This is a genomic window from Pseudomonas sp. SDI (assembly GCF_003105155.1).
Taxonomy (GTDB): Bacteria; Pseudomonadota; Gammaproteobacteria; order Pseudomonadales; family Pseudomonadaceae; genus Aquipseudomonas.
Window position 1 is genome coordinate 161,231 of sequence record NZ_QETK01000006.1, and the last position, 20,422, is coordinate 181,652.

Annotated in this window: 17 protein-coding genes and 1 pseudogene; 10 read left to right on the forward strand and 8 right to left on the reverse strand. The window is 63.0% G+C overall.

Features of this window, described 5'->3' with window-relative positions; genetic code table 11:
• Positions 1-57 precede the first annotated feature (57 nt).
• Positions 58-2,109 carry a S9 family peptidase gene (locus tag DCO48_RS06025; RefSeq protein ID WP_116549702.1) on the reverse strand — a complete coding sequence of 684 codons (2,052 nt, stop codon included), beginning with the start codon at positions 2,107-2,109 and terminating at the stop codon, positions 58-60.
• Positions 2,110-2,193: 84 nt separating this feature from the next.
• Between DCO48_RS06025 and DCO48_RS06030 the strand changes: the two genes are divergently transcribed.
• The 6 genes from DCO48_RS06030 to DCO48_RS06055 are packed head-to-tail and all read left to right on the forward strand — an operon-like array spanning position 2,194 to position 6,422.
• Positions 2,194-2,685, forward strand: coding sequence for an MFS transporter (locus tag DCO48_RS06030; protein ID WP_116549703.1), 492 nt, complete (start codon positions 2,194-2,196; stop codon positions 2,683-2,685).
• A gap of 26 nt (positions 2,686-2,711) precedes the next feature.
• Entirely contained in the window at positions 2,712-3,488 is a 777-nt protein-coding gene (locus DCO48_RS06035; protein ID WP_116549704.1) for a class II glutamine amidotransferase, read from the forward strand.
• An 11-nt stretch (positions 3,489-3,499) separates the two neighbouring features.
• Positions 3,500-4,021: a DUF2937 family protein gene (locus tag DCO48_RS06040; protein WP_116549705.1), complete on the forward strand. Its 522-nt coding sequence runs from the start codon at positions 3,500-3,502 to the stop codon at positions 4,019-4,021.
• 30 nt (positions 4,022-4,051) lie between these two features.
• Positions 4,052-4,804, forward strand: coding sequence for a 5-oxoprolinase subunit PxpA (locus DCO48_RS06045; protein ID WP_116549706.1), 753 nt, complete (start codon positions 4,052-4,054; stop codon positions 4,802-4,804).
• On the forward strand, positions 4,801-5,505 hold the full coding sequence (gene pxpB, locus DCO48_RS06050; protein WP_116549707.1) for a 5-oxoprolinase subunit PxpB: 705 nt from the start codon (positions 4,801-4,803) through the stop codon (positions 5,503-5,505). Before DCO48_RS06045 ends, pxpB begins: the two co-directional genes overlap by 4 nt.
• Positions 5,502-6,422, forward strand: a complete 921-nt coding sequence (locus tag DCO48_RS06055) for a biotin-dependent carboxyltransferase family protein (protein WP_116549708.1) — start codon at positions 5,502-5,504, stop codon at positions 6,420-6,422. Before pxpB ends, DCO48_RS06055 begins: the two co-directional genes overlap by 4 nt.
• Before the next feature lie 99 nt (positions 6,423-6,521).
• Here the strand turns inward: DCO48_RS06055 and DCO48_RS06060 are convergent, their stop codons facing one another.
• Together DCO48_RS06060 and DCO48_RS06065 are read right to left on the reverse strand one after the other, a co-directional pair.
• On the reverse strand, positions 6,522-7,700 hold the full coding sequence (locus DCO48_RS06060; RefSeq protein ID WP_116549709.1) for a VWA domain-containing protein: 1,179 nt from the start codon (positions 7,698-7,700) through the stop codon (positions 6,522-6,524).
• A 19-nt stretch (positions 7,701-7,719) separates the two neighbouring features.
• A complete protein-coding gene (locus tag DCO48_RS06065) occupies positions 7,720-8,565 on the reverse strand; it encodes a MoxR family ATPase (RefSeq protein WP_116549710.1) in 846 nt (281 codons plus the stop codon).
• Positions 8,566-8,825: 260 nt separating this feature from the next.
• Here DCO48_RS06065 and cysK point away from each other — a divergent pair, with 260 nt between their 5' ends.
• The 3 genes from cysK to DCO48_RS06080 all read left to right on the forward strand — a co-directional run bounded on the left by cysK (position 8,826) and on the right by DCO48_RS06080 (position 12,196).
• Entirely contained in the window at positions 8,826-9,800 is a 975-nt protein-coding gene (gene cysK, locus DCO48_RS06070; protein WP_116549711.1) for a cysteine synthase A, read from the forward strand.
• A 173-nt stretch (positions 9,801-9,973) separates the two neighbouring features.
• On the forward strand, positions 9,974-10,909 hold the full coding sequence (locus DCO48_RS06075) for an aspartyl/asparaginyl beta-hydroxylase domain-containing protein (protein WP_116549712.1): 936 nt from the start codon (positions 9,974-9,976) through the stop codon (positions 10,907-10,909).
• Positions 10,910-11,302: 393 nt separating this feature from the next.
• Positions 11,303-12,196: a DMT family transporter gene (locus DCO48_RS06080; RefSeq protein ID WP_116549713.1), complete on the forward strand. Its 894-nt coding sequence runs from the start codon at positions 11,303-11,305 to the stop codon at positions 12,194-12,196.
• Between the two features lie 57 nt (positions 12,197-12,253).
• Here DCO48_RS06080 and DCO48_RS06085 read toward each other — a convergent pair whose 3' ends face one another.
• Positions 12,254-13,141 (reverse strand): DMT family transporter, encoded by an 888-nt coding sequence (locus DCO48_RS06085; protein ID WP_116549714.1) that lies wholly within the window; start codon positions 13,139-13,141, stop codon positions 12,254-12,256.
• Between the two features lie 185 nt (positions 13,142-13,326).
• Here DCO48_RS06085 and aceK point away from each other — a divergent pair, with 185 nt between their 5' ends.
• The gene (aceK, locus tag DCO48_RS06090; protein WP_116549715.1) at positions 13,327-15,048 is read left to right on the forward strand and encodes a bifunctional isocitrate dehydrogenase kinase/phosphatase; all 1,722 of its coding nucleotides are present in this window, start codon (positions 13,327-13,329) and stop codon (positions 15,046-15,048) included.
• A 43-nt stretch (positions 15,049-15,091) separates the two neighbouring features.
• Here aceK and DCO48_RS06095 read toward each other — a convergent pair whose 3' ends face one another.
• The 4 genes and pseudogenes from DCO48_RS06095 to DCO48_RS06110 form a co-directional block, all read right to left on the reverse strand.
• On the reverse strand, positions 15,092-15,418 hold the full coding sequence (locus tag DCO48_RS06095; protein WP_116549716.1) for a hypothetical protein: 327 nt from the start codon (positions 15,416-15,418) through the stop codon (positions 15,092-15,094).
• A gap of 173 nt (positions 15,419-15,591) precedes the next feature.
• Positions 15,592-18,177, reverse strand: a complete 2,586-nt coding sequence (locus tag DCO48_RS06100; protein WP_116549717.1) for an EAL domain-containing protein — start codon at positions 18,175-18,177, stop codon at positions 15,592-15,594.
• 59 nt (positions 18,178-18,236) lie between these two features.
• Positions 18,237-19,313 carry a diguanylate cyclase gene (locus DCO48_RS06105; RefSeq protein WP_116549718.1) on the reverse strand — a complete coding sequence of 359 codons (1,077 nt, stop codon included), beginning with the start codon at positions 19,311-19,313 and terminating at the stop codon, positions 18,237-18,239.
• A 205-nt stretch (positions 19,314-19,518) separates the two neighbouring features.
• Positions 19,519-19,991, reverse strand: a pseudogene (locus DCO48_RS06110) (hypothetical protein).
• Positions 19,992-20,422: the final 431 nt, after the last annotated feature.

Below are 20,422 nucleotides of genomic sequence, written 5' to 3' on the forward strand. Positions count from 1 at the left end.
TGCTTTTTCGCCGGCAAGGCCGGCGATAGCGATGGATCAGACAGCAAAAATCCCGATTTACACCAAACCCAGCACCTTGAATACAAAGCCGTATTCCAGCGCCACATCCTTCAAGCCCTGATAGCGTCCGCTCATGCCGCCATGCCCGGCGCCCAGTTCGGTCTTGAGCAGCAACAGGTTGTCGTCGGTCTTGGTCACCCGTAGCTTGGCTACCCACTTCGCCGCTTCCCAGTACTGCACGCGGCTGTCGTTGTAGCCCGCCACTACCAGCAGGGCAGGGTAGGCCTGGGCCTGCACGTTCTCATACGGCGCGTAGGCCTTGATCCGCGCGTAGACCTCCGGGTCCTCGGGGTTGCCCCACTCGTCGTATTCGGTGACGGTCAGCGGCAGCTCCGGGTCGAGCATGGTGTTGAGCACGTCGACGAACGGCACTTCGGCAATCGCCGCCTTGAACAGCGCCGGGCGCTGGTTCAGCACCGCGCCGATCAACAGGCCGCCAGCACTGCCGCCGCTGATCACCAGTTGCTCGGCGCGGGTCACACCCTGGGCGATCAGGTGTTCGGCACAGGCGATGAAATCGCTGAAGGTGTTGCCCTTGTGCTCCTGCTTGCCGGCGCGGTACCAGGCTTCGCCGAGTTCGCCACCGCCGCGCACATGGGCGATGGCGAAGGCCACGCCGCGCTCCAGCAGGCTCAGCCGAGCATGCGAGAACCACGGGTCGAGGCTTTCGCCGTAGGCGCCGTAGCCATACAGGTACAGTGGCACCGTCTTGCCCTGGTCTTCACGGCGCTGCACCAGGCTGATCGGCACCTGCGTGCCATCGGCGGCAGTCGCCCACAGGCGCTGGCTGACATAGGCGTCGGCATCGAACGGGCCGAGTACCGGGGTTTGCTTGAGCACCGCCTGCTCGCCACTGGCCAGGCTCAACTGGCGCACCTGTGCCGGGCGGTTCAGCGCTTCGTAGCGCAGGCGGATGCGGCCGCTGGCGAACTCCAGGCTGTCCGACACGTACAGGCTGTAGGCTGCGTCCGGCAGTTCGACGCGGTAGGCCGCCAGGCCCTGCGGGTGCACTTCGATGATTGGCAGGCCGCCTTCGCGCAGGCTCAGGGTCAGGGCCGAGGCATTGAGGGTCACGCCTTCGAGCATCACCTGCTCGCGGTGCGGCACCAGCACTTGCCACTGTTCGCGGCTGGGTACCTGCTCGGACGGCGCGTGGTACAGGGCGAAGTTGATGCCGTCCTGGTTGCTACGGATAAACCAGCGCCACTGCCCGTCGAGCTGGCCGTGGTCGGGGAAGTATTCGTGGTCTTCAACCCGCGGTGCCAGGCAGGTGAAGGCCTGTTCGGGATGCTCGGCGTCGAGCACCCAGGCTTCGCTGGTGGTCTTGCTGTTGAGCAGCAGGATCAGCTGGCGCTCGGAGCTGGCGCGGTAACAATGCAGGAAGAAGCGTCCGTCCGGCTCTTCGAACACCTGCTCGGCACCGTCGCTGCCCAGGCGGTGACGCAGCAGCTTGTACGGGCGGTGGGTGTCGTCGAGTTCGGCGAAGAACAGCGTCTGGCTGTCGTTGGCCCAGGTCATGCTGCCGTCGCAGTCGTCGAACGGCAGCTCACTCAGCGCGCCGCTGGCCAGGTCCTTTACGTACAGGCTGTAGATCTCGTCGCCGCTGCTGTCCAGGCTGTAGGCCAGCAGCCGATGGTCGGGGCTGACGCTGAACGCGCCGAGGCTGAGGAAGCCGCCGTTGGCCAGGACGTTCGGATCGAGCAGCAGTTCCTCGTGCTGTTCATCGACCGTCGCCGAGTCGTCGGCCGGGCGCGGGCAGCGGTAGTGACGCGGGTACTCGTCACCGGCGGTGGTACGCGTGTAGTAGAGGTACGGGCCCCACGGCGAGGCCAGCGACAGGTCGGTTTCGAGGATGCGCCCCTTGATCTCTTCGAACAGTTGCTCGCGCAGTGCGGTCTGGTCGGCCAGTTGTGCTTCCTGATAGGCGTTCTCGGCCTTCAGGTAATCCAGCACCTCGGGCGCGTCGCGTTGCTGGAGCCAGGCATACGGGTCCGCCCCTTGATCCTGGCGGGCGAGCGGGGCACGGGGAGCATTGGCAGTGACGGGCATGCGGGGTTCTCTTGGCTGGGGGGCGCCTGCGCGCTGAAAAGCCGTTATCATAAGCGCCAATTTGCCTAGCTTGCCACGGACACCATGACCGAGAACGACTATCTGCTCGCCTGGGGCCTTTACGCCCTGGCCGCCCTGGGTTGCCTATGGGTCGGCTTTCGCCTGACCGGCTGGATGTGGCGCTGGCTGCGCGAACCGCTGCGGGTGGTGATGGCCGTACTGCTGCTGACCCCGACCATTATCGACCCGGTCAAGGACAAGTTCGCCCCGGCGGTTGCGATTACCGCCCTCGACCTGCTGTTCAAGGTTGGCAGCAATGTCTGGCGTGCCGTCTCCGACCTGGTGATGTACGGGATCATTGCCTTCGCCTTGTACGCCCTGTTCGTGCTGATCCGCTGGCCGCTGGAAACGCGTGCCCGCGAGCGCCGCGAACGGGCCGCCATGGCTGCCCAGCGCGATGCAGTCGAAGCCGTGGCCGACGAGCCGTTCGCCGCCGACAGCGGTGACCGCTACCGCAACGATCCTCCCGATGCCCCGGCCGGCGGCAGCCGCCAGCGCCTCGAACCCCGTCTGTAAGCAGACCCGTCAGCGAGAGAGCGACCATGTGTGAATTACTGGGCATGAGCGCCAACGTGCCGACCGACATCGTCTTCAGTTTCACTGGGCTGATGCAGCGCGGTGGCCGCACCGGCCCGCACCGCGACGGCTGGGGCATCGGCTTCTATGAAGGGCGCGGCCTGCGCCTGTTCCAGGACCCGGCGGCCAGTTGCGAGTCGGAAGTCGCCAACCTGGTGCAGCGCTACCCGATCAAGAGCGAGGTGGTCATCGGCCATATCCGCCAGGCCAACGTCGGCAAGGTCTGCCTGAGCAATACCCACCCGTTCGTCCGCGAACTGTGGGGGCGCAACTGGTGCTTCGCGCATAACGGCCAGATGGCCGAGTTCGAGGGTTCGCGCAGCTTCTATCGGCCGGTTGGCGACACCGACAGCGAGGCGGCCTTCTGTGACCTGCTCAACCGTATTCGCGAAGCATTCCCTGAGCCGGTCGAGGTCGAGCAATTGCTCCCGGTGCTGGTTCAGGCCTGTGCCGAGTACCGCGGCAAGGGCGTGTTCAATTGCCTGCTGAGCGATGGTGACTGGCTGTTCTGCTTCTGTTCGACCAAGCTGGTACACATTACCCGACGCGCGCCCTTCGGCCCGGCCCGGCTCAAGGATGTCGACATGATCGTCGACTTCCAGGCCGAGACCACGCCGAACGACGTGGTCACGGTCATCGCTACCGAGGCGCTGACCGAAAACGAGATCTGGCAGCGTTACGCGCCCGGCCAATGGGGTCTGTGGCGACGTGGCGAATGTATCGCCCAGGGTCAGCAAAGCTAAGGAACGGCGTCATGTTCAGAGGTTACCTGCGGTTAGTGCTGTTCACTTTCGGCCTGCTGGTTGGGGTTCAGGTCCCGGGCCTGATCAACGCCTACAGCCAGCGCGTCGAAGCGCACCTGCTGGAATCGCGCGAAGGCCTCAAGGGCTTCACCCAGACCGCACAGCGTTTCTTCAATGGCGACCTCGACGCGCTGGTGCGGCATTACCGCGCCAGCGACGACCCGGTATTCAACAGCGACGCCAACAGTATCGAAAGCCTGCAGATCCGCAGTCGCCTGTTCGAGCGCGAGTGGGCGATCCTGCAGGGGCCGTGGCTGGCGCGTACCTGGCATGTGCTGGTGGCTGCCGACAGCAACCTGCGCGAAGAAACCCTCAACGGTTATAGCTACCAGATTCTGCTGGCGCCGGCGGCCATCGCCTGGGGGCTGGGTTGCGCGATGTTGCTGGCACTGCTGGTGGAAAGCCTGCTGGTGCTGATCGGCTGGGTGATCATGGGCGGGCGGCGCAAACCGGTGCAACCGAGCTGGCGCTGATTTCGCGGAACCGCTAGAGGAGCGAACGACATGAGCCGCCTGCTGCTCAATTGCGACATGGGTGAAAGCTTCGGTAGCTGGACCATGGGTCTGGATGCCCAGGTCATGCCGTTCATCGACTGCGCCAACATCGCCTGTGGCTTCCACGCTGGCGACCCCGGCATCATGCGCCACACCGTGGCACTGGCGCTGGCCCACGGGGTGCGCATCGGCGCGCACCCGGCGTACCAGGACCTGGTCGGCTTCGGTCGGCGCTCGATGGCGTGTAGCGCCGAGGAAATCCGCGACCTGCTGCATTACCAGATCGGTGCCCTCGACGGTATCTGCCGTGCCCAGGGTGGCCGGGTGGCCTACGTTAAACCGCATGGCGCGCTGTACAACGACATGATGGCCGACTCGGAAAAACTGCGCGCAGTGCTTGGCGCGGTGGTCGAGTACGACCGGCAACTGCCCTTGATGCTGATGGCCACCGCCGACAACCGCGCGGCGCAGGCACTGGGCGACGAATTTGGGGTGACCCTGTGGTTCGAGGCATTCGCCGACCGTGCGTACGATGCGGCCGGTTGTTTGTTGTCGCGGCGGCTGCCGGGGGCGGTGCATCACGACCCGGGGCTGATCGTCGAGCAGGCTTTGCGTCTGGCGCGCGGGGATGCGCTCACGGCCAGCGACGGCAGTGCGCTACAACTCAGCGCGCAGACCTTGTGCGTGCACGGCGACAACGACAGTTCAGTGGCGGCCGTGCGGCAGATCCGCCAGGCCCTTGATGCGCTGCTGAGCGCATGAAGCCGCGCATTGAGGTCGTTGCCATCGACTGCCTGATGGTGCGTCTGTTCGACACGATCGACGAAGCCAACATGCCCTGGATGCTGGCAGCCAGCCAGCGTTTGCGTGCGGCGTTTGGCCAGCAACTGATCGACCTGGTGCCGTCGTACACCACCGTGATGGTGCAGTTCGACCTGCTCGCGCTGTCGCCCGGCGAAGCGCGGGCGCGGATCGCTTCGGCGTTGACCGACCTGCAAGTGGACAGCACGGCGGCCGGGCAGCGGCATGAAATCGCGGTGTGGTACGACCCCAGCGTCGGCCCCGAACTGGCCTTGCTGGCGCAACGCAATGGCTGGACCCAGACGCAGGTCATCCGTCATCACTGCGAGCGCGACTACCAGGTGTTCGCCTTGGGCTTTGCGCCGGGGTTTGCCTTTATGGGGCTGGTCGACGAGCGCTTGGCGATGCCGCGCCTGGCCACCCCGCGCAAGCGTGTGGCGGCGGGCAGTGTCGGGATTGCCGAGCGGCAGACGGCGGCCTATCCGGCGGCCTCGCCGGGCGGCTGGAACCTGCTCGGACGCACCCCCAGTACACTGTTCGACCGCGAGCGCGACGGCTACAGCCTGTTGCAGCCGGGCGATCGGGTGCGTTTCGTGGCGGTCGAGCGCTCGACCTTCCTTAACCTCGGTGGCGACGACACACCGCTGGAGCTGTCGGCATGAGCCTGCTGCACATCGAAGCGAGCACCCCGTTGTGCCAGTTGCAGGACACCGGACGCTTTGGCGTGCGGCACCTCGGAGTGACCCAGGGCGGTGCACTGGACTGGGTGTCGATGCGCTGGGCCAACTGGCTGCTGGGCAATGCGCCAGAGGCGCCGGTGGTCGAGATTACCCTGGGCGGTTTTGCCGTGGTGGCACAAGCCGATTGCGTGCTGGCGCTGGCCGGGGCCGATTTGCAGGCCAGCGTGGAAGGTCAGCCGCTCAAGCCCTGGCGCAGTTTTGTGCTGGGCAAGGGCCAGCGCCTGCAGTTCGACCAGCCGCTGCAGGGCGCGCGGGCCTACCTGGCGGCGCCGGGAGGCTTCGATGCACCACGGGTGCTGGGCAGTTGCGCCAGTGTGCTGCGCGAGGCGCTGGGTGGCCTGGACGGGCAGGGCACGGCCTTGGCCAAGGGCCACCGCCTGAGTTTTGCGGGGCAGGCGCAGGCGGGGCGGGAAGTACCGCAGGCGTTGCGGCCGTTGCTGAACGGCGCCGTGACGCTGGATCTGATTGTCGGCGCGCAGATTGGCGAGTTTGCCGGGCTGAGCCTGTTCGAGGCGTTCAACCGCGACTGGACGCTGGACAGCCGTGGCGACCGCATGGGCATTCGCCTGCTGGGGCCGGCGTTGCAGTATCAGGGCCGGCCGATGATTTCCGAGGGAATCCCGCTGGGCGCGGTGCAGGTGCCGCCGGATGGGCAGCCGATTGTGCTGCTCAATGATCGACAGACCATTGGCGGCTATCCACGCCTGGGTGCCTTGACCCCGCTGGCACTGGCGCGCTTGGCGCAGTGCCTGCCGGGTACGCAGGTGCGCTTCCGGGCGGTGGTGCAGGAATTGGCCGGGGAAGAGCTGCGCGGGTATTTGCAGCGGTTTGCTCGCTAGACGATCAAAAGCATCGCGGGGCAAGCCCGCTCCCACAGGGCTAGTGGTGCCCTTGTGGGAGCGGGCTCGTCCCGCGATGGGCCGCAAAGCGGCCCCGTTTCACTTGGAAAGAAACCGCATCCCTTCCTCAAGCCCGCGCAAGGTCAGCGGGAACATCCGGTCTTCCACCAGCTCGCGCACGATATTGGTCGATGCCGTGTAGCCCCAGGTGTCCTTCGGGTACGGGTTGATCCAGATAAGCTTCTTGTACTTCTCCATGAAGCGCTGCATCCACACATACCCGGCTTCTTCGTTCCAGTGCTCGACACTGCCACCCGGCTGGGTGATCTCGTACGGCGCCATCGCCGCATCGCCGACGAACACCACCTTGTAGTCCGCGCCGTACTTGTGCAAAAGGTCCATGGTCGAGGTTCGCTCGGACGTGCGGCGCAGGTTGTTCTTCCATACCGATTCATACACGAAATTGTGGAAGTAGTAGTACTCCAGGTGCTTGAACTCGGTCTTGCACGCGGAGAACAGCTCCTCGCAGGTCTTCACGTGCGCATCCATCGAGCCGCCGATATCGAACAGCAACAGCAGTTTCACGCTGTTGCGCCGTTCCGGGCGCATCTGGATGTTGAGCAGGCCGGCATCGCGCGCGGTATGGTCGATGGTGCCGTCGATATCCAGCTCGTCCGCCGCACCCTGGCGGGCGAACTTACGCAACCGGCGCAGGGCCAGCTTGATGTTGCGCGTGCCCAGCTCGACCTGATCGTCGAGGTTCTTGTACTCGCGCTGGTCCCAGACCTTCACCGCCTTGCCCTGGCGCTTGCCGGCATCGCCGAGGCGAATGCCCTCCGGGTTGAAGCCGCCCGAGCCGAACGGACTGGTGCCACCGGTGCCGATCCACTTGTTGCCGCCGGCGTGGCGTTCTTTCTGTTCTGCCAGGCGCTGCTTGAACGCCTCGATGAGCTGGTCCAGGCCGCCCAGGGACTGGATCTGCGCGCGCTCCTCGTCGGTCAGCGAACGCTCGAACTCCTTGCGCAGCCAATCCTCGGGGATCAGCGCTTCCAGGTGCCGGTCAAGGTTTTCCAGGCCTTTGAAATAGGCAGAGAAGGCCCGGTCGAACTTGTCGAAATGCCGTTCGTCCTTGACCAGGATCGCCCGCGCCAAGTAGTAGAACTCGTCCATGTCGGCAAAGGTCACTCGCTGCTTCAGTGCATTGAGCAGGTCGAGCAGTTCGCGCACCGACACCGGCACCTTGGCCGCGCGCATTTCGTTGAACAGGTTGAGCAGCATGGCAATTGCCCCCGGTGGTTCAGCGGTTGCCGCGGCGGCTCATGAACGCCAGGCGTTCAAGCAGTTGCACGTCCTGCTCGTTCTTCACCAGCGCGCCGGCCAGCGGCGGGATAGCCTTGGTCGGATCGCGCTCGCGCAGCACCGCTTCGCCGATATTGTCGGCCATCAGCAGCTTGAGCCAGTCGACCAGTTCGGAGGTCGACGGCTTCTTCTTCAGGCCTGGCACCTTGCGCACGTCGAAGAATACGTCGAGCGCTTCGCTGACCAGGTCCTTCTTGATGTTCGGGTAATGCACGTCGACGATCTGCTGCAGCGTGTCGCGGTCGGGGAAGGCGATGTAGTGGAAGAAGCAGCGGCGCAGGAAGGCGTCGGGCAGCTCTTTTTCGTTGTTCGAGGTAATGATGATGATCGGACGCTGCTTGGCCTTGATCGTCTCGTCGGTCTCGTAAACGTAGAACTCCATCTTGTCGAGTTCCTGCAACAGGTCGTTGGGGAACTCGATGTCGGCCTTGTCGATTTCGTCGATCAGCAGAATGACCCGCTCTTCGGCCTCGAAGGCCTCCCAGAGCTTGCCTTTCTTCAGGTAGTTGCGCACATCGTGGACCTTGTCCACGCCCAGTTGCGAGTCGCGCAGACGGCTGACCGCATCGTACTCGTAAAGACCCTGGTGCGCCTTGGTGGTGGACTTGATGTGCCAGGTGATCAGCTTGGCGCCGAAGGACTCGGCCAGTTGCTCGGCGAGCATGGTCTTGCCGGTGCCCGGTTCGCCCTTGACCAGCAGTGGGCGCTCCAGGGTAATGGCCGCGTTGACCGCCAGTTTCAGGTCGTCGGTAGCGACGTAGGAGCGGGTGCCTTCGAACTTCATGTGCCCATCCTCATAGCGAAGCGCCAGGGTGCGTGGCCCTGGCGGAAAAATTGTCATGCGCGACTATAACGCGGGCCCCACACGAGTGGGAACGCAGACGCTCTATTCAGTCTCTGAATGAGCCGTCACGCCGTGACTCGGTCAACTTTGGGTGGCGTTTGTCTGTAACGTGCGTTTGATCGTTCGACCAGGGGTGGACGCACCCCGAGGGCAGGCTTACCCTTGAAGTTTTCCGCCGGTGCCAAAAGGACCCCTCTGTCATGAGCCGTATCTTTGCTGACAACGCGCATTCCATTGGCAACACGCCGCTGGTGCAGATCAACCGCATTGCCCCGCGTGGGGTCACTATCCTGGCCAAGATCGAAGGGCGCAACCCGGGCTATTCGGTCAAATGCCGGATCGGCGCGAACATGATCTGGGACGCCGAAGGCAGCGGCAAACTCAAGCCGGGCATGACCATCGTCGAACCGACCTCGGGCAACACCGGCATCGGCCTGGCCTTCGTCGCCGCCGCACGCGGCTACAAGCTGCTGCTGACCATGCCGGCGTCGATGAGTATCGAGCGCCGCAAGGTACTCAAGGCGCTCGGCGCCGAGCTGGTGCTGACCGAACCGGCCAAGGGCATGAAGGGCGCTATCGAGAAAGCCAATGAAATCGTCGCCAGCGATACGGCGAAGTACTTCATGCCGGCGCAGTTCGACAACCCGGCCAACCCGGCGATCCACGAGAAAACCACCGGCCCGGAAATCTGGAACGACACCGACGGCGCGGTCGATGTGCTGGTGGCCGGGGTCGGCACCGGCGGCACCCTTACTGGTGTTTCGCGTTACATCAAGCACACCCAGGGCAAGGCCATCCTCTCGGTGGCGGTGGAGCCGCGGGTATCGCCGGTAATTACCCAGGCGCGCGCCGGTGAAGAGATCAAGCCGAGCCCGCACAAGATTCAGGGCATCGGTGCCGGCTTCGTACCGAAAAACCTCGACCTGTCGCTGGTCGACCAGGTTGAGCTGGTCAGCGATGAGGAATCCAAGGCCATGGCCCTGCGCCTGATGCAGGAGGAGGGCATTCTCTGCGGGATTTCCTGTGGCGCGGCCATGGCGGCGGCCGTGCGTCTGGCCGAGAAGCCGGAAATGCAGGGCAAGACCATCGTCGTGATCCTGCCCGACTCGGGTGAGCGCTACCTGTCGAGCATGCTCTTCAGCGACCTGTTCACCGACCAGGAAAACCAGCAGTAACCCCGCCAGGTGCCGGTTTGCCTGATCCGCGGCAATAGTCGGCGCAGTGCTTTGTTGCACAATCACCAACACTGAATGTCAGGCCCCGGTTGTTTTTACCGGGGCCTGTTCGGTTTATCATGGCCGGCTTATATCCGGCAGTGATGGCCTGATCGAAATTCAAGGAGTGTTGCATGACCTTATCCTTTGTCGCCAAGGCGGGAGTTCTGCTGCTGTTCTTCGGCAGCACGCTGTACGTGCACCTGCGCGGCAAGGCGCGTTTGCCCCTATTGCGTCAGTTCGTCAACCATTCGGCACTGTTTGCCCCGTATAACGCCCTGATGTACCTGTTCTCCGGCGTGCCGTCCAAACCGTACCTGGACCGTCAGCGCTTCCCTGAACTGGACGTGCTCAAGGAAAACTGGGAAGTGATTCGCGAAGAGGCCATGCACCTGTTCGACGAGGGCTACATCCGCGCCGCCGAGAAGGACAACGACGCCGGTTTCGGTTCGTTCTTCAAAAAGGGCTGGAAGCGCTTTTACCTGAAGTGGTACGACAAGCCGCTGCCGTCTGCCGAGGCGCTGTGCCCGAAGACGGTCGAGCTGGTCAGCCGGATTCCCAACGTCAAGGGCGCGATGTTTGCCCTGCTGCCCGGTGGCAGCCACCTGAACCCGCACCGCGATCCGTTTGCCGGCTCGTTGCGCTATCACCTGGGCCTGTCGACACCAAACTCGGACGATTGCCGGATCTACGTCGATGGTCAGGTGTATGCCTGGCGCGACGGTGAAGATGTGATGTTCGATGAAACCTATGTGCACTGGGTGAAGAACGAGACCGACGTGACCCGGGTGATTCTGTTCTGCGATGTCGAGCGGCCGCTGAGCAGCCCGCTGATGACCCGGATCAATCGCAAGGTCAGCGCCTTCCTCGGGCGCGCCACGGCGCCGCAGAACACCGACGACGAGCGCGTTGGCGGGATCAACCAGGCGTACGCCTGGAGCAAACGCTTCAGCAACGTGATCAGCACCCGCGTGAAGCAGTTCAAGCGCGCTAACCCAAAGGCCTACCGCGTATTGCGGCCAGTGCTGGCGGTGGTGGTGGCATACCTGTTGTATCGCTGGTTGTTCTGATCGCACCTCGCGCTGGCAAAGCCGGCTCCCACACGGTGTTGCAGTTACCGCTATGGGAGCCGGCCTTGCCGGCGATGAACGCAACACCGGCTTGAATCCGGAAAATACCCGGTCTATAGTCCCTCGCAGTCCCTCTCATCGAAGACCTGTTCATGCCCGCTTCCCGCCCAGTCACCGCCTTCGCTACCGCGCCCGCCGCGGCTGTCGTTGCGCGCGCGGCGCAGCAGCCGGCGATGATCAGTCACTATCCACCACCTGTCAGTAGCGTCGTCGCGGGCGTGCAAGCCCCGCCACGCGTGGTTGTTGTCCACGCCTGAACACTACTGAATACGGTCGGCTATCCCCGATAGACCCGCCGTTCGGCTTTACTTGCCCGACTACAGGTGGCAATTCATGTCTGTTATCTCGAAAGAATCCGTGGCCGCGGCGGCCACCACCAGCCTGTTCGTCCTGCTCTGGAGCAGTGGCGCCATCGTTTCCAAGCTGGGGCTGAGCCAGGCCTCGCCGTTTGCCTTTCTGCTGATCCGCTTTGTTATTGCCCTGCTCGGGCTACTGGCGCTTGGCCCGTTGCTCAAATTGCGCTGGCCGCGTGGGCGCGGGCCCTTACTGCAGGCCATCGCCACCGGCTGCGTGCTGCTGGGGGCGTATCAGATTTTCTACCTGCTGGCGCTGAATACCCACGTTACGCCGGGAATCATGGCCACGGTGATGGGCGTGCAGCCGATCCTGACCGTGGCGATCATCGAGCGCCAGCGTTCGTTCAGGCGGGTGTTCGGCCTGTGCCTGGGCCTGGCCGGGTTGGTCATGGTGGTTTATCAGGGGCTTGGCCTGGGCGGGATTTCCCTGGCCGGCATGCTGTTTGCGCTGCTGGCGCTGGCGAGCATGACCTGCGGCTCGATCATGCAGAAGCGCATCACCGATAACCCCGTCGGTACCTTGCCGCTGCAATACCTGTCGGGGTTGTTGCTGTGTGCAGCGTTCGCGCCGTTCCAGCCATTGCACGTCGAGTTCACCGCTCAATTCACCCTGGCCGTGCTGTGGATGGGGCTGGTGGTGTCGCTGCTGGCGACCTTGCTGCTCTATCGGTTGATTGCCCGCGGCAACCTGGTGAATGTCACCAGCCTGTTCTACTTGGTGCCGGCGGTAACGGCGGTGATGGATTACCTGATCTTCGGGAATCGCCTGGCCGCCTTGAGCCTGCTCGGGATGGGCCTGATCGTGGTGGGCCTGCTGTTTGTGTTCCGCCAGCCGGCGGCACCGCAGCTTGAGGCCGACAAGGCCTGCTAGACATTGATCGTTGGGGCCGGCCCCGCTGTGGCCGGCCCCAGCGTTCAGACCCTCAAGTCAGGCTCGCACAGCCGGCTTCAACACCAGCCACAACGCCACGGCAATCAACATCCCACCGTACAGATGCGCCATCGATAATGGCTCATCCAGCAGCCACGCTCCCCACAGCACACCGAACGCCGGGATCATGAAGGTCACCGTCGACGACTTCACCGGGCCGATTTCGCTGATCAGGCGGAAGTACAGGATGTAGGCAAACGCCGTACAGACCAGCCCCAGGCCGAGCAGCGACAACCACACCGACCAGCCACCCCAACTGGCCGGTGGCTGGGTCATCACGCTGTAGCCGAAGATCGGCAGCAACAGTAACGTCGCGCCCATCATGCTGCCCAGTGCGGACAGACGGCTGTCCAGCCCGCCTTGCTGGTCGAGCCAGCGTCGGGCGAGAAACCCGGAAAAGCCGTAGCACAGGGTCGCCGCCAGGCACGACAGGGCGCCCTGCAGCAGCTTGAGGTCGAAGGCCACCGGCCCGGCACCACTGAGAATGCCCACGCCGAGCAAGCCGAGGAAGATTCCGCCGAGTTTTGGCAGGGTCATCGCCTCGCGGAAGAACAGCGCCCCGATCAGCACACCCATCAGCGGTGTGGTGGCGTTGAAGATCGCCGAGTAGCCCGCCGGCAGCACCTGCGCGGCGACCGAGTACAGGGTGGCCGGGATTCCCGAGTTGATCATGCCCAGTACCAGGCAGGCCTTGAGCTTGCCGTGGAAATCCCAGCGCACCCGCAGCAGGGCGAGAATCAGCAGCAGCCCGGTGCAGGCGATGGACACCCGGAAGAATGCCGTCGGCACCGTCCCGAGTACTGGTGCGATGATGCGCATGAAGAGAAAGCTCGCCCCCCACACAGCGGCAAGGATCAATAGGCGGGTGATGGCGATGGGGCTCACAGGGCTCTCCGGGGGCAGGGGCGGGAGGGGAGTTTACGGCATATGCGCCGTGTCTCTCGTCCGCTTTCTTGCGCGGTTAATTTCGCCGGCGCCGCAGTTTGGCCGATACGCCCGCAGCAACGGGCTATCGTCGCCGGCGGCGACTGGCTAAGCTCAGGCTTTGCAACTCCCGCAGAGGTCTCGTTATGCCCCAGCAATGGCCGGCCGCCGACATCGCCCGGATGATCCTCGATGGCTTCGACAATTATCGCGAGCATTTCCGCCAGATCACCGACGGCGCCCGGCAGCGCTTCGAGCAGGCGCAGTGGCAGCAGATCCAGAGCGCTTCGGCGGCCAGGATCAACCTTTACGAAGAAAAGGTCGGCGAAGTCAGTGGCTGGCTGCGCGCCGGGTTTGCCAGCGACGTGTTGCTCGACGTCTCGCTGTGGCCGCTGGTGAAAAGCGCGTACATCTGCCTGATCGACCCGCGGTTGGACGACGAGCTGTCCGAGACCTGGTACAACTCGATCTTCTGCAGCCTGTTCAGCCATGACCTGATCAGCGACGGCTGCATGTTCGTGCACACCACCCGACCGTCGCTGCGCGCCCACGAGCGGGCCGCGCAAACCCGCCTCTATCGTCCGGACGGTGGCCTGGCGCCGATGCTCGGGCGAATTTTTGCCGATTATTGCTTCGATGTGGCGTATGCCGACCTGCCCGGCGATCTCGCGCGCCTGGACGCGCAACTGCGGGAAAACCTGCCGGACTGGGTCTGCAAGGACCCCAACCTGCAGGTCGAGCTGTTCTCCTCGGTGCTCTATCGCAACAAGGGCGCCTACCTGGTCGGGCGCCTGTTTACCCAGGACGAGCAGTGGCCGCTGGTGATCCCGCTGCTGCACCGTGAAGGGCACGGTATCGAGATTGACGCGCTGATTACCGATGAGGCCGATGTATCGATCATCTTCTCCTTCACCCGCTCGTACTTCATGGTCGATGTACCCGTGCCGGCTGAGTTCATTGGTTTCCTCAAGCGGATCTTGCCGGGCAAGCACATTGCCGAGCTGTACACCTCGATCGGCTTCTACAAGCACGGCAAGTCCGAGTTCTACCGCGCACTGATCAATCATCTGGCCAGCACCGACGACCGCTTCATCATGGCCCCCGGTGTGCGCGGCATGGTCATGAGCGTGTTCACCCTGCCGGGCTTCAGCACGGTGTTCAAGATCATCAAGGACCGCTTCTCACCGTCGAAGAACGTCGATCGTGCGACGGTGATCGAAAAATATCGGCTGGTGAAGAGTGTCGACCGGGTCGGACGCATGGCCGATACCCAGGAGTTTTCCGACTTCCGCTTCCCGTTGAGCAAATTCGAGCCCGAGTGCCTGGCCGAGCTGCTTGAGGTGGCGCCGTCGACGGTGGCTGTCGAGGGCGACACGGTACTGATCCGCCACTGCTGGACCGAACGGCGCATGACGCCGCTGAACCTCTACCTGGAAAACGCCAACGCGGCCCAGGTACGCGAGGCCCTGGAGGATTACGGGCTGGCGATCAAGCAACTGGCGGCGGCGAACATTTTCCCCGGTGACATGCTGCTGAAGAACTTCGGCGTCACCCGGCACGGACGGGTGGTGTTCTATGACTACGACGAGATCTGTTTTCTGACCGAAGCGAACTTCCGGCATATTCCGCCGCCGCGTTACCCGGAAGACGAAATGTCGAACGAGCCGTGGTACTCGATTGGGCCACTGGATGTGTTCCCGGAGGAGTTTCCGCCGTTCCTGTTTGCCGACATGGGGCAGCGCCGTTTGTTCAGCCAGTTGCATGGCGAGTTGTATGACGCGGACTACTGGAAAAGCCTGCAGGAAGCGATTCGGGCAGGCAAAGTGATCGATGTCTTTCCTTATCGGCGCAAGTCTCGCGAGCATTGAGCGAAGGCCGCCTGCTTTGCGCAGGCGGCGGGACCGCATGGGGTTACTTGACCAGCGCTTTCAGGGCCAAGCGAGCGCCGCTTTTGAAGTACTCGACCTGGGCGGCCAGGGCATCGGCGACGATCGCCTCGCCGGTCGGGCTGAGGTTATCTTTCTTGACCTGCAGCACGCTTAGCTGCAAGAGCTGCATACTCACATCCATTGATTTCTGAAAGGCGGTGATGTTGTTGTGTTGGCCAAATTCGGTAATCAGGCGTTCCATGCGCAGGTCGGCATCGTCGCGAAGGTTCTGGTATTCGGGAATCGATACGTCACCATCGGCATAGATCGACGAAATCATGTCTTCGAGGCTTTTCGAGAAGAAGGTCATTGCATACCCTGATGAGTGAGAGTTTCAACGAAGGGGGCGGGCTGTTCCTGCCACGCCATGGCGTCGGTCGGAGCGACGGCGCTGAGTGTAGGCAGGCACGTGTTCCTGTGAGCAGGCGGCAAGCTTTCCCGTTGGAGGATGCTGTCGGCACCTGGGGTAGGCGGGGCGCTGGCTCAGGAAGCATCCATCCGCGACCTCGCGGCATGCGTGGTCAGCAGTTGCTCGAACGCCGCCTGGTCCACCGGCCGGCTCAGGTAGAAACCTTGCACCTCATGGCACTGCTCTTTATCCAGCGCCCGCAGTTGCTGTTCGGTTTCCACCCCCTCTGCGGTTACCGTCAGCCCCATGGCCTTGCCCAGGTTGATGATCGCCTGCACCACTGCGCGGTCATTGCCGTCGCCGTTTAACCCGGCAATGAAGCGTTTGTCGATCTTGATGCTGTCGAACGGGTAGGTGCGCAGGTAGCCCAGCGACGAATAGCCGGTACCGAAGTCGTCCATGTTCAGCCGCACGCCCAGCTCCTTCAGGGCATTCATCGTGCCCAGCGCACCCTCGATGTCGTTGAGCATGACGTTCTCGGTAATCTCCAGCTCCAGGCGTTGCGCTGGGAAGCCGGTCTCGATGAGGATGTCGCGAACATCCCGGACTACATCACTGCGGGAAAACTGCGCGGGCGACAGGTTGACCGAAATCAGCAGCCCCGTCGGCCAGTGGCGGGCAATCTCGCAGGCCTTGCGCAGCACCCAGCGGCCCAGGGGGACGATCAGGTCGGTCTGCTCGGCCAGCGGAATGAAGGTATCCGGTCCGAGCAGCCCCTCCACCGGGTGCTGCCAGCGTAGCAGCGCCTCGACAGAAACGATGTCCATGGTCTCCAGGCGGTAGCGCGGTTGGAAATGCAGGACAAACTCATGATTTTTTACCGCCCGGCGCAGGTCGTTCTCCAGTTGTCGGCGGTACTGGATCTGCTCGTTCATCTCTGGCGAGAAGTAACGCCAGGTGTTTTTACCGTCCGCCTTGGCCTGGTACAGGGCAATGTCCGCACAGCGGATCAGCTCGCCGGCGTCGAATCCCTGTACGCGTGTCTGGGCAATCCCCAGGCTGGCGCCGATATGCAAGTGCTGGTCTTCATGGGTAATGGCCTGTTGCAGGTTTTCCAGCAGGCGTTCGCAGAACCGATCGATCTCGCTGCGGCTGTCCATGCCATTCATCACCAGCACGAACTCGTCGCCACCCAGCCGGGCGACCAGATCGCCGTCGCGGATCGAGTCGCGCAGGCGGGCGGCGACCTCCAGCAGCACGGCGTCGCCAGCGGCATGCCCAAGGGAGTCATTGATCTGCTTGAAGCTGTCCAGGTCAAGCAGAAGCAGGGTCAGCGGTGGCGCGTCGCGCTCCTTGACCAGAATCTGCTCAAGGAACCGCGAGAGTTTGTTGCGGTTGGCCAGCCCGGTTAGTGCGTCGTGCATCGACAAGTGCTGGATGCGGGCATGCGCGGCCACCTCGTCGGTGATGTCGCTGGCGGTGCCGCGGAACCCGGCCACTTGCCCGCCGAGCAGGATGGCCCGGGCAGACACCCGGCAGAAGCGCGTTTGATTGTTCTGGTCGCGATAGGCACAGCGCAGGTTAGCGCGCTGTTGCGGGTTGGGGTCGGTCTGCTCGTCGAGCCACAGCATCAGCGGTGTGGTTTCGCAGCTGAGCAACTGGTTGAGCGGCTGGCCTAACCAGTCGCGGGTGGCGTAGCCGGTAACGGCGACGAAACGTTGCGACAGATAGGTCAGGCGCTGATGTCGGTCGGTTTCCCAGATCCAGTCGGACGCGGCCTCGGCTACTGAGCGAAAACGCTGCTCGCTGGCCTCCAGTGCCTGATTGCTGGCCTGCAGACGTTGCAAGTTGCCATCGATTTCCCGCGAGGTGCGCAGGGCATAGCGGAAGAAGTAGCCCATCAGCAAACCTAACACCAGCATTGCCCCGAGCAGCGGCGGCAGCACTGCCCAGAGCAGCCGGTTGCCGGGTTGCGGGGTGCTCCAGTCGAGACGGTAGCCGGTGTCGCCCAGGTTCAGGCTGGGCGAGTCGGCTGCTGGTGCGCTGGTTTTCTCCAGGTGCATGCCATCCAGTCCGGCGTCGCTGCCGAGCTTGTCGAGCTTCGCTTGGGTGAGTTGGTCGACGAAGAGCATGACCGACGTGGTTTTCGGGTCGACCGACAGAACGTCGTCGTCCGGGCGAATGGCCGCCGCGCTGAGCACCGCCGGCCAGCCGTTGAACAGCACGTGCCGGGTGATCTGCTGACGTTCGGCAGCAACGCTGCGCGCCTGTTCGATGATCGCAGGCAACGATGCGTCGATGTAGGCGCTGGCCTCCGATGCGCTGGGCTGGCCCTTGAACAGGGCGTATTTGGTATGTTGATCGTCGACCACGAACACGCCCTCGTAGCCGCTGGCGTCATACAGTGATTCGCCGACGTTTTTCTCTACGTAGGCCCATTGTTTGTCTGCCGGACCATTGAGGTGCTCGTAGGCGGCATCCCATACGGCGTAGCTGGAGAGAAACTGGCGCGAGGCTTCGAGCCGCTGCTCCAGCGCCTTGTGCGCATAAAAGGCGCTCTTCTGGTTTTCGCCGCGATTGAGTGTCGCGGCGATGTTGAACAGAGCGCCCAGTGCGATCAGGCAGGCCAGGGCGAACAGCGCCGCGATCACCGCGATCAATTTGCGCGTTTGCAGGCTGGGGCGTGACACAGGCGGGCGAACAACGACATTCCTGTCCATGGGTGTGCTGATCCTGTCTGACGTGCATCCCTTCAGGTCACGACCTTCCGGGCGAACTTTCAATCAGGATAGGCGAGCCTCAGCGTGTTGCTGCCGTTTTTGGCGGAATTGACCCGGTTTCGCCCACTGTTCTTCGCAGCGTATAGCGCCTGGTCGGCTTCGTTGAGCCAGGCGACAGGGTCGTCGAAGTCGTCTCGGCAACTGGCCAGGCCGATGCTCAGGCTGATGCGCAGCTGTGGCAGTTGCTCGCTGCGAAAGTCGCTGAGCTGCTGGCGCAGGCGTTCCATCACCCGAGTTGCCTGCTCCAGGGTGGTATTGGGCAGGATCACGCAGAATTCGTCGCCACCATAGCGCCCGGCGAGGTCGTCCTCGCGCAGGTTGCGTTTGAGTTCGCCGCTCAGCTGGCGCAGCACGCAATCGCCGACGACATGCCCGAAGGTATCGTTGATCGATTTGAAGTGGTCGATGTCGATGATGGCAATCACTGCAGCGCAGGCGTGTTGCTGGCAGGCCTGGAACTTCAGTTGCAGCAGGTCTTTCCATGAGCCATGGTTGAGCAGACCGGTGAGGCTGTCGGTCCGGCTCAGGGCACTGAGGGTACGCTTGTGCTCGGCCAGCTTGATTGCCAGGCGGTAGCACACCCAGCCCAAGGCCAGCGGGTACAGCGTCAGCATCGGCAGGCAGGCATAGACCTGCTGGGTGCTGGTGACCAGTTGCAGCTCCGGGCCGAATGCGGCAATCGCCAGCAGCATCCCCGCCACTTGCGCCAGCAGGCCTCTGAGCACCAAGCGCTGGCCGCCGGCGGCGACATTGTTCATGGTCATCATCGACAGGATGGTGACACTTGGCAGCGGGTTGAACTGCATGGTGGCCGTCCAGAAACCGCCCATCAGCGAATCGATCAGCAGGTTGCGGCGTTCGGCCTGGTACGGCACCTTGGACCGCAGGCCCGTCAGGAACGCAAGGTGTGGCCAGGCCAGGCCATTGAAGAGCAGCAGCAGCCATACCCACTGCGGCAGGTCCAGGGGCCGCAGGGCGGTGTAGACGCTGCACAGGCCGATCCCCATGCCAATGATGCGCGGTAGGTAAATTCTCCTGACAAATGAAAGACCCTTGCCTCTGCTGTTTTCCGTCATGGTTGCCAATCTTTTTGCGGGCGCCGTTTATCGCATAATTTGCGTGAATATTGTTGAACAGTCATGCGCTATTCAAGAATGGCCTTACGAGCCATTTCACGGTTGGTGCAAGCAATTCTTCATTACCGACCCGGTATTCGCCGAGCGCGCCTCGCCGATGCAATGGGCCGGGCCGCTCGCTGTGGCTGTCGCGGGGGCAGATTACCTATGGCTGCTCTTCGCGGCCTTTGCTGGCAGCTTTGTTGTCCGTTTCATCCAATGCCGAAAGCGGTTTAGCGCTTTCGCTGCGAACCTGGGCATGGCTGATCAGAGCAAAGACCTCTACCGATCCGACGACGATGTGGGTGAAATCACCGAGTGCCATCAGGATGATCCAGATCTTGGCGCTCTCCATCGAGGGGATCATCCAGCCGGAGATGATCCCTTTGGCGAACACCTAGCTGCTCTCGTCGTCGGGTAGCCTTGAGTAGAGCCGCCCCATGGCTATTAGCGACAGGCCCATGCTCAGGCCTGCGGCGAGCGCCGACCACCAGAGTGCGGCGATCGAGCGCTCCAGCTCCTTGTCGCCCTGGCTGCGGATGATTTCATGCAGCACCGCTGCGCGGGCTGGTTGGCGTGCACTTCCTGTTTTTCGTCCGCAGACAGGTTGGGCATCTTGTCGTTTGGCAGGTTGCTCATGGGCGTCTTCCTGTGATGGACCTATGTGTAGAGTTCATCTGGCACGCATTAGTTGCCTGGACCGAGTGCGACGCGCGCAAGAGCGGTTCTTTTCAGGCGATGCTGTGACTGTCTGGGGATCCCGTTGCGCTTCTTCTATATAGAGAGTGCCGTGAGGAGGGGGGAAAGACACGAATGTTACGAAAATTGAAATTAAGGGTTGACGGCCGATTTAATCTCTCTATAATTCGCCCCACTTCCGGCGCAGTCGAAACGGAAAACTCCTTGAGAATCAACGAGTTGGATGTTTCAGGTAGTGCCGGAGTGCTTCGATCGAAAGATCGACAGCGGTGAAAAAGGCAGTTGACAGCAACGTTAAGTTCTGTAGAATTCGCCTCCCGCTGACGAGAGATCGTAGCGAGTTAAGCGTTTGAAGTTAAGCAGGAAATTCT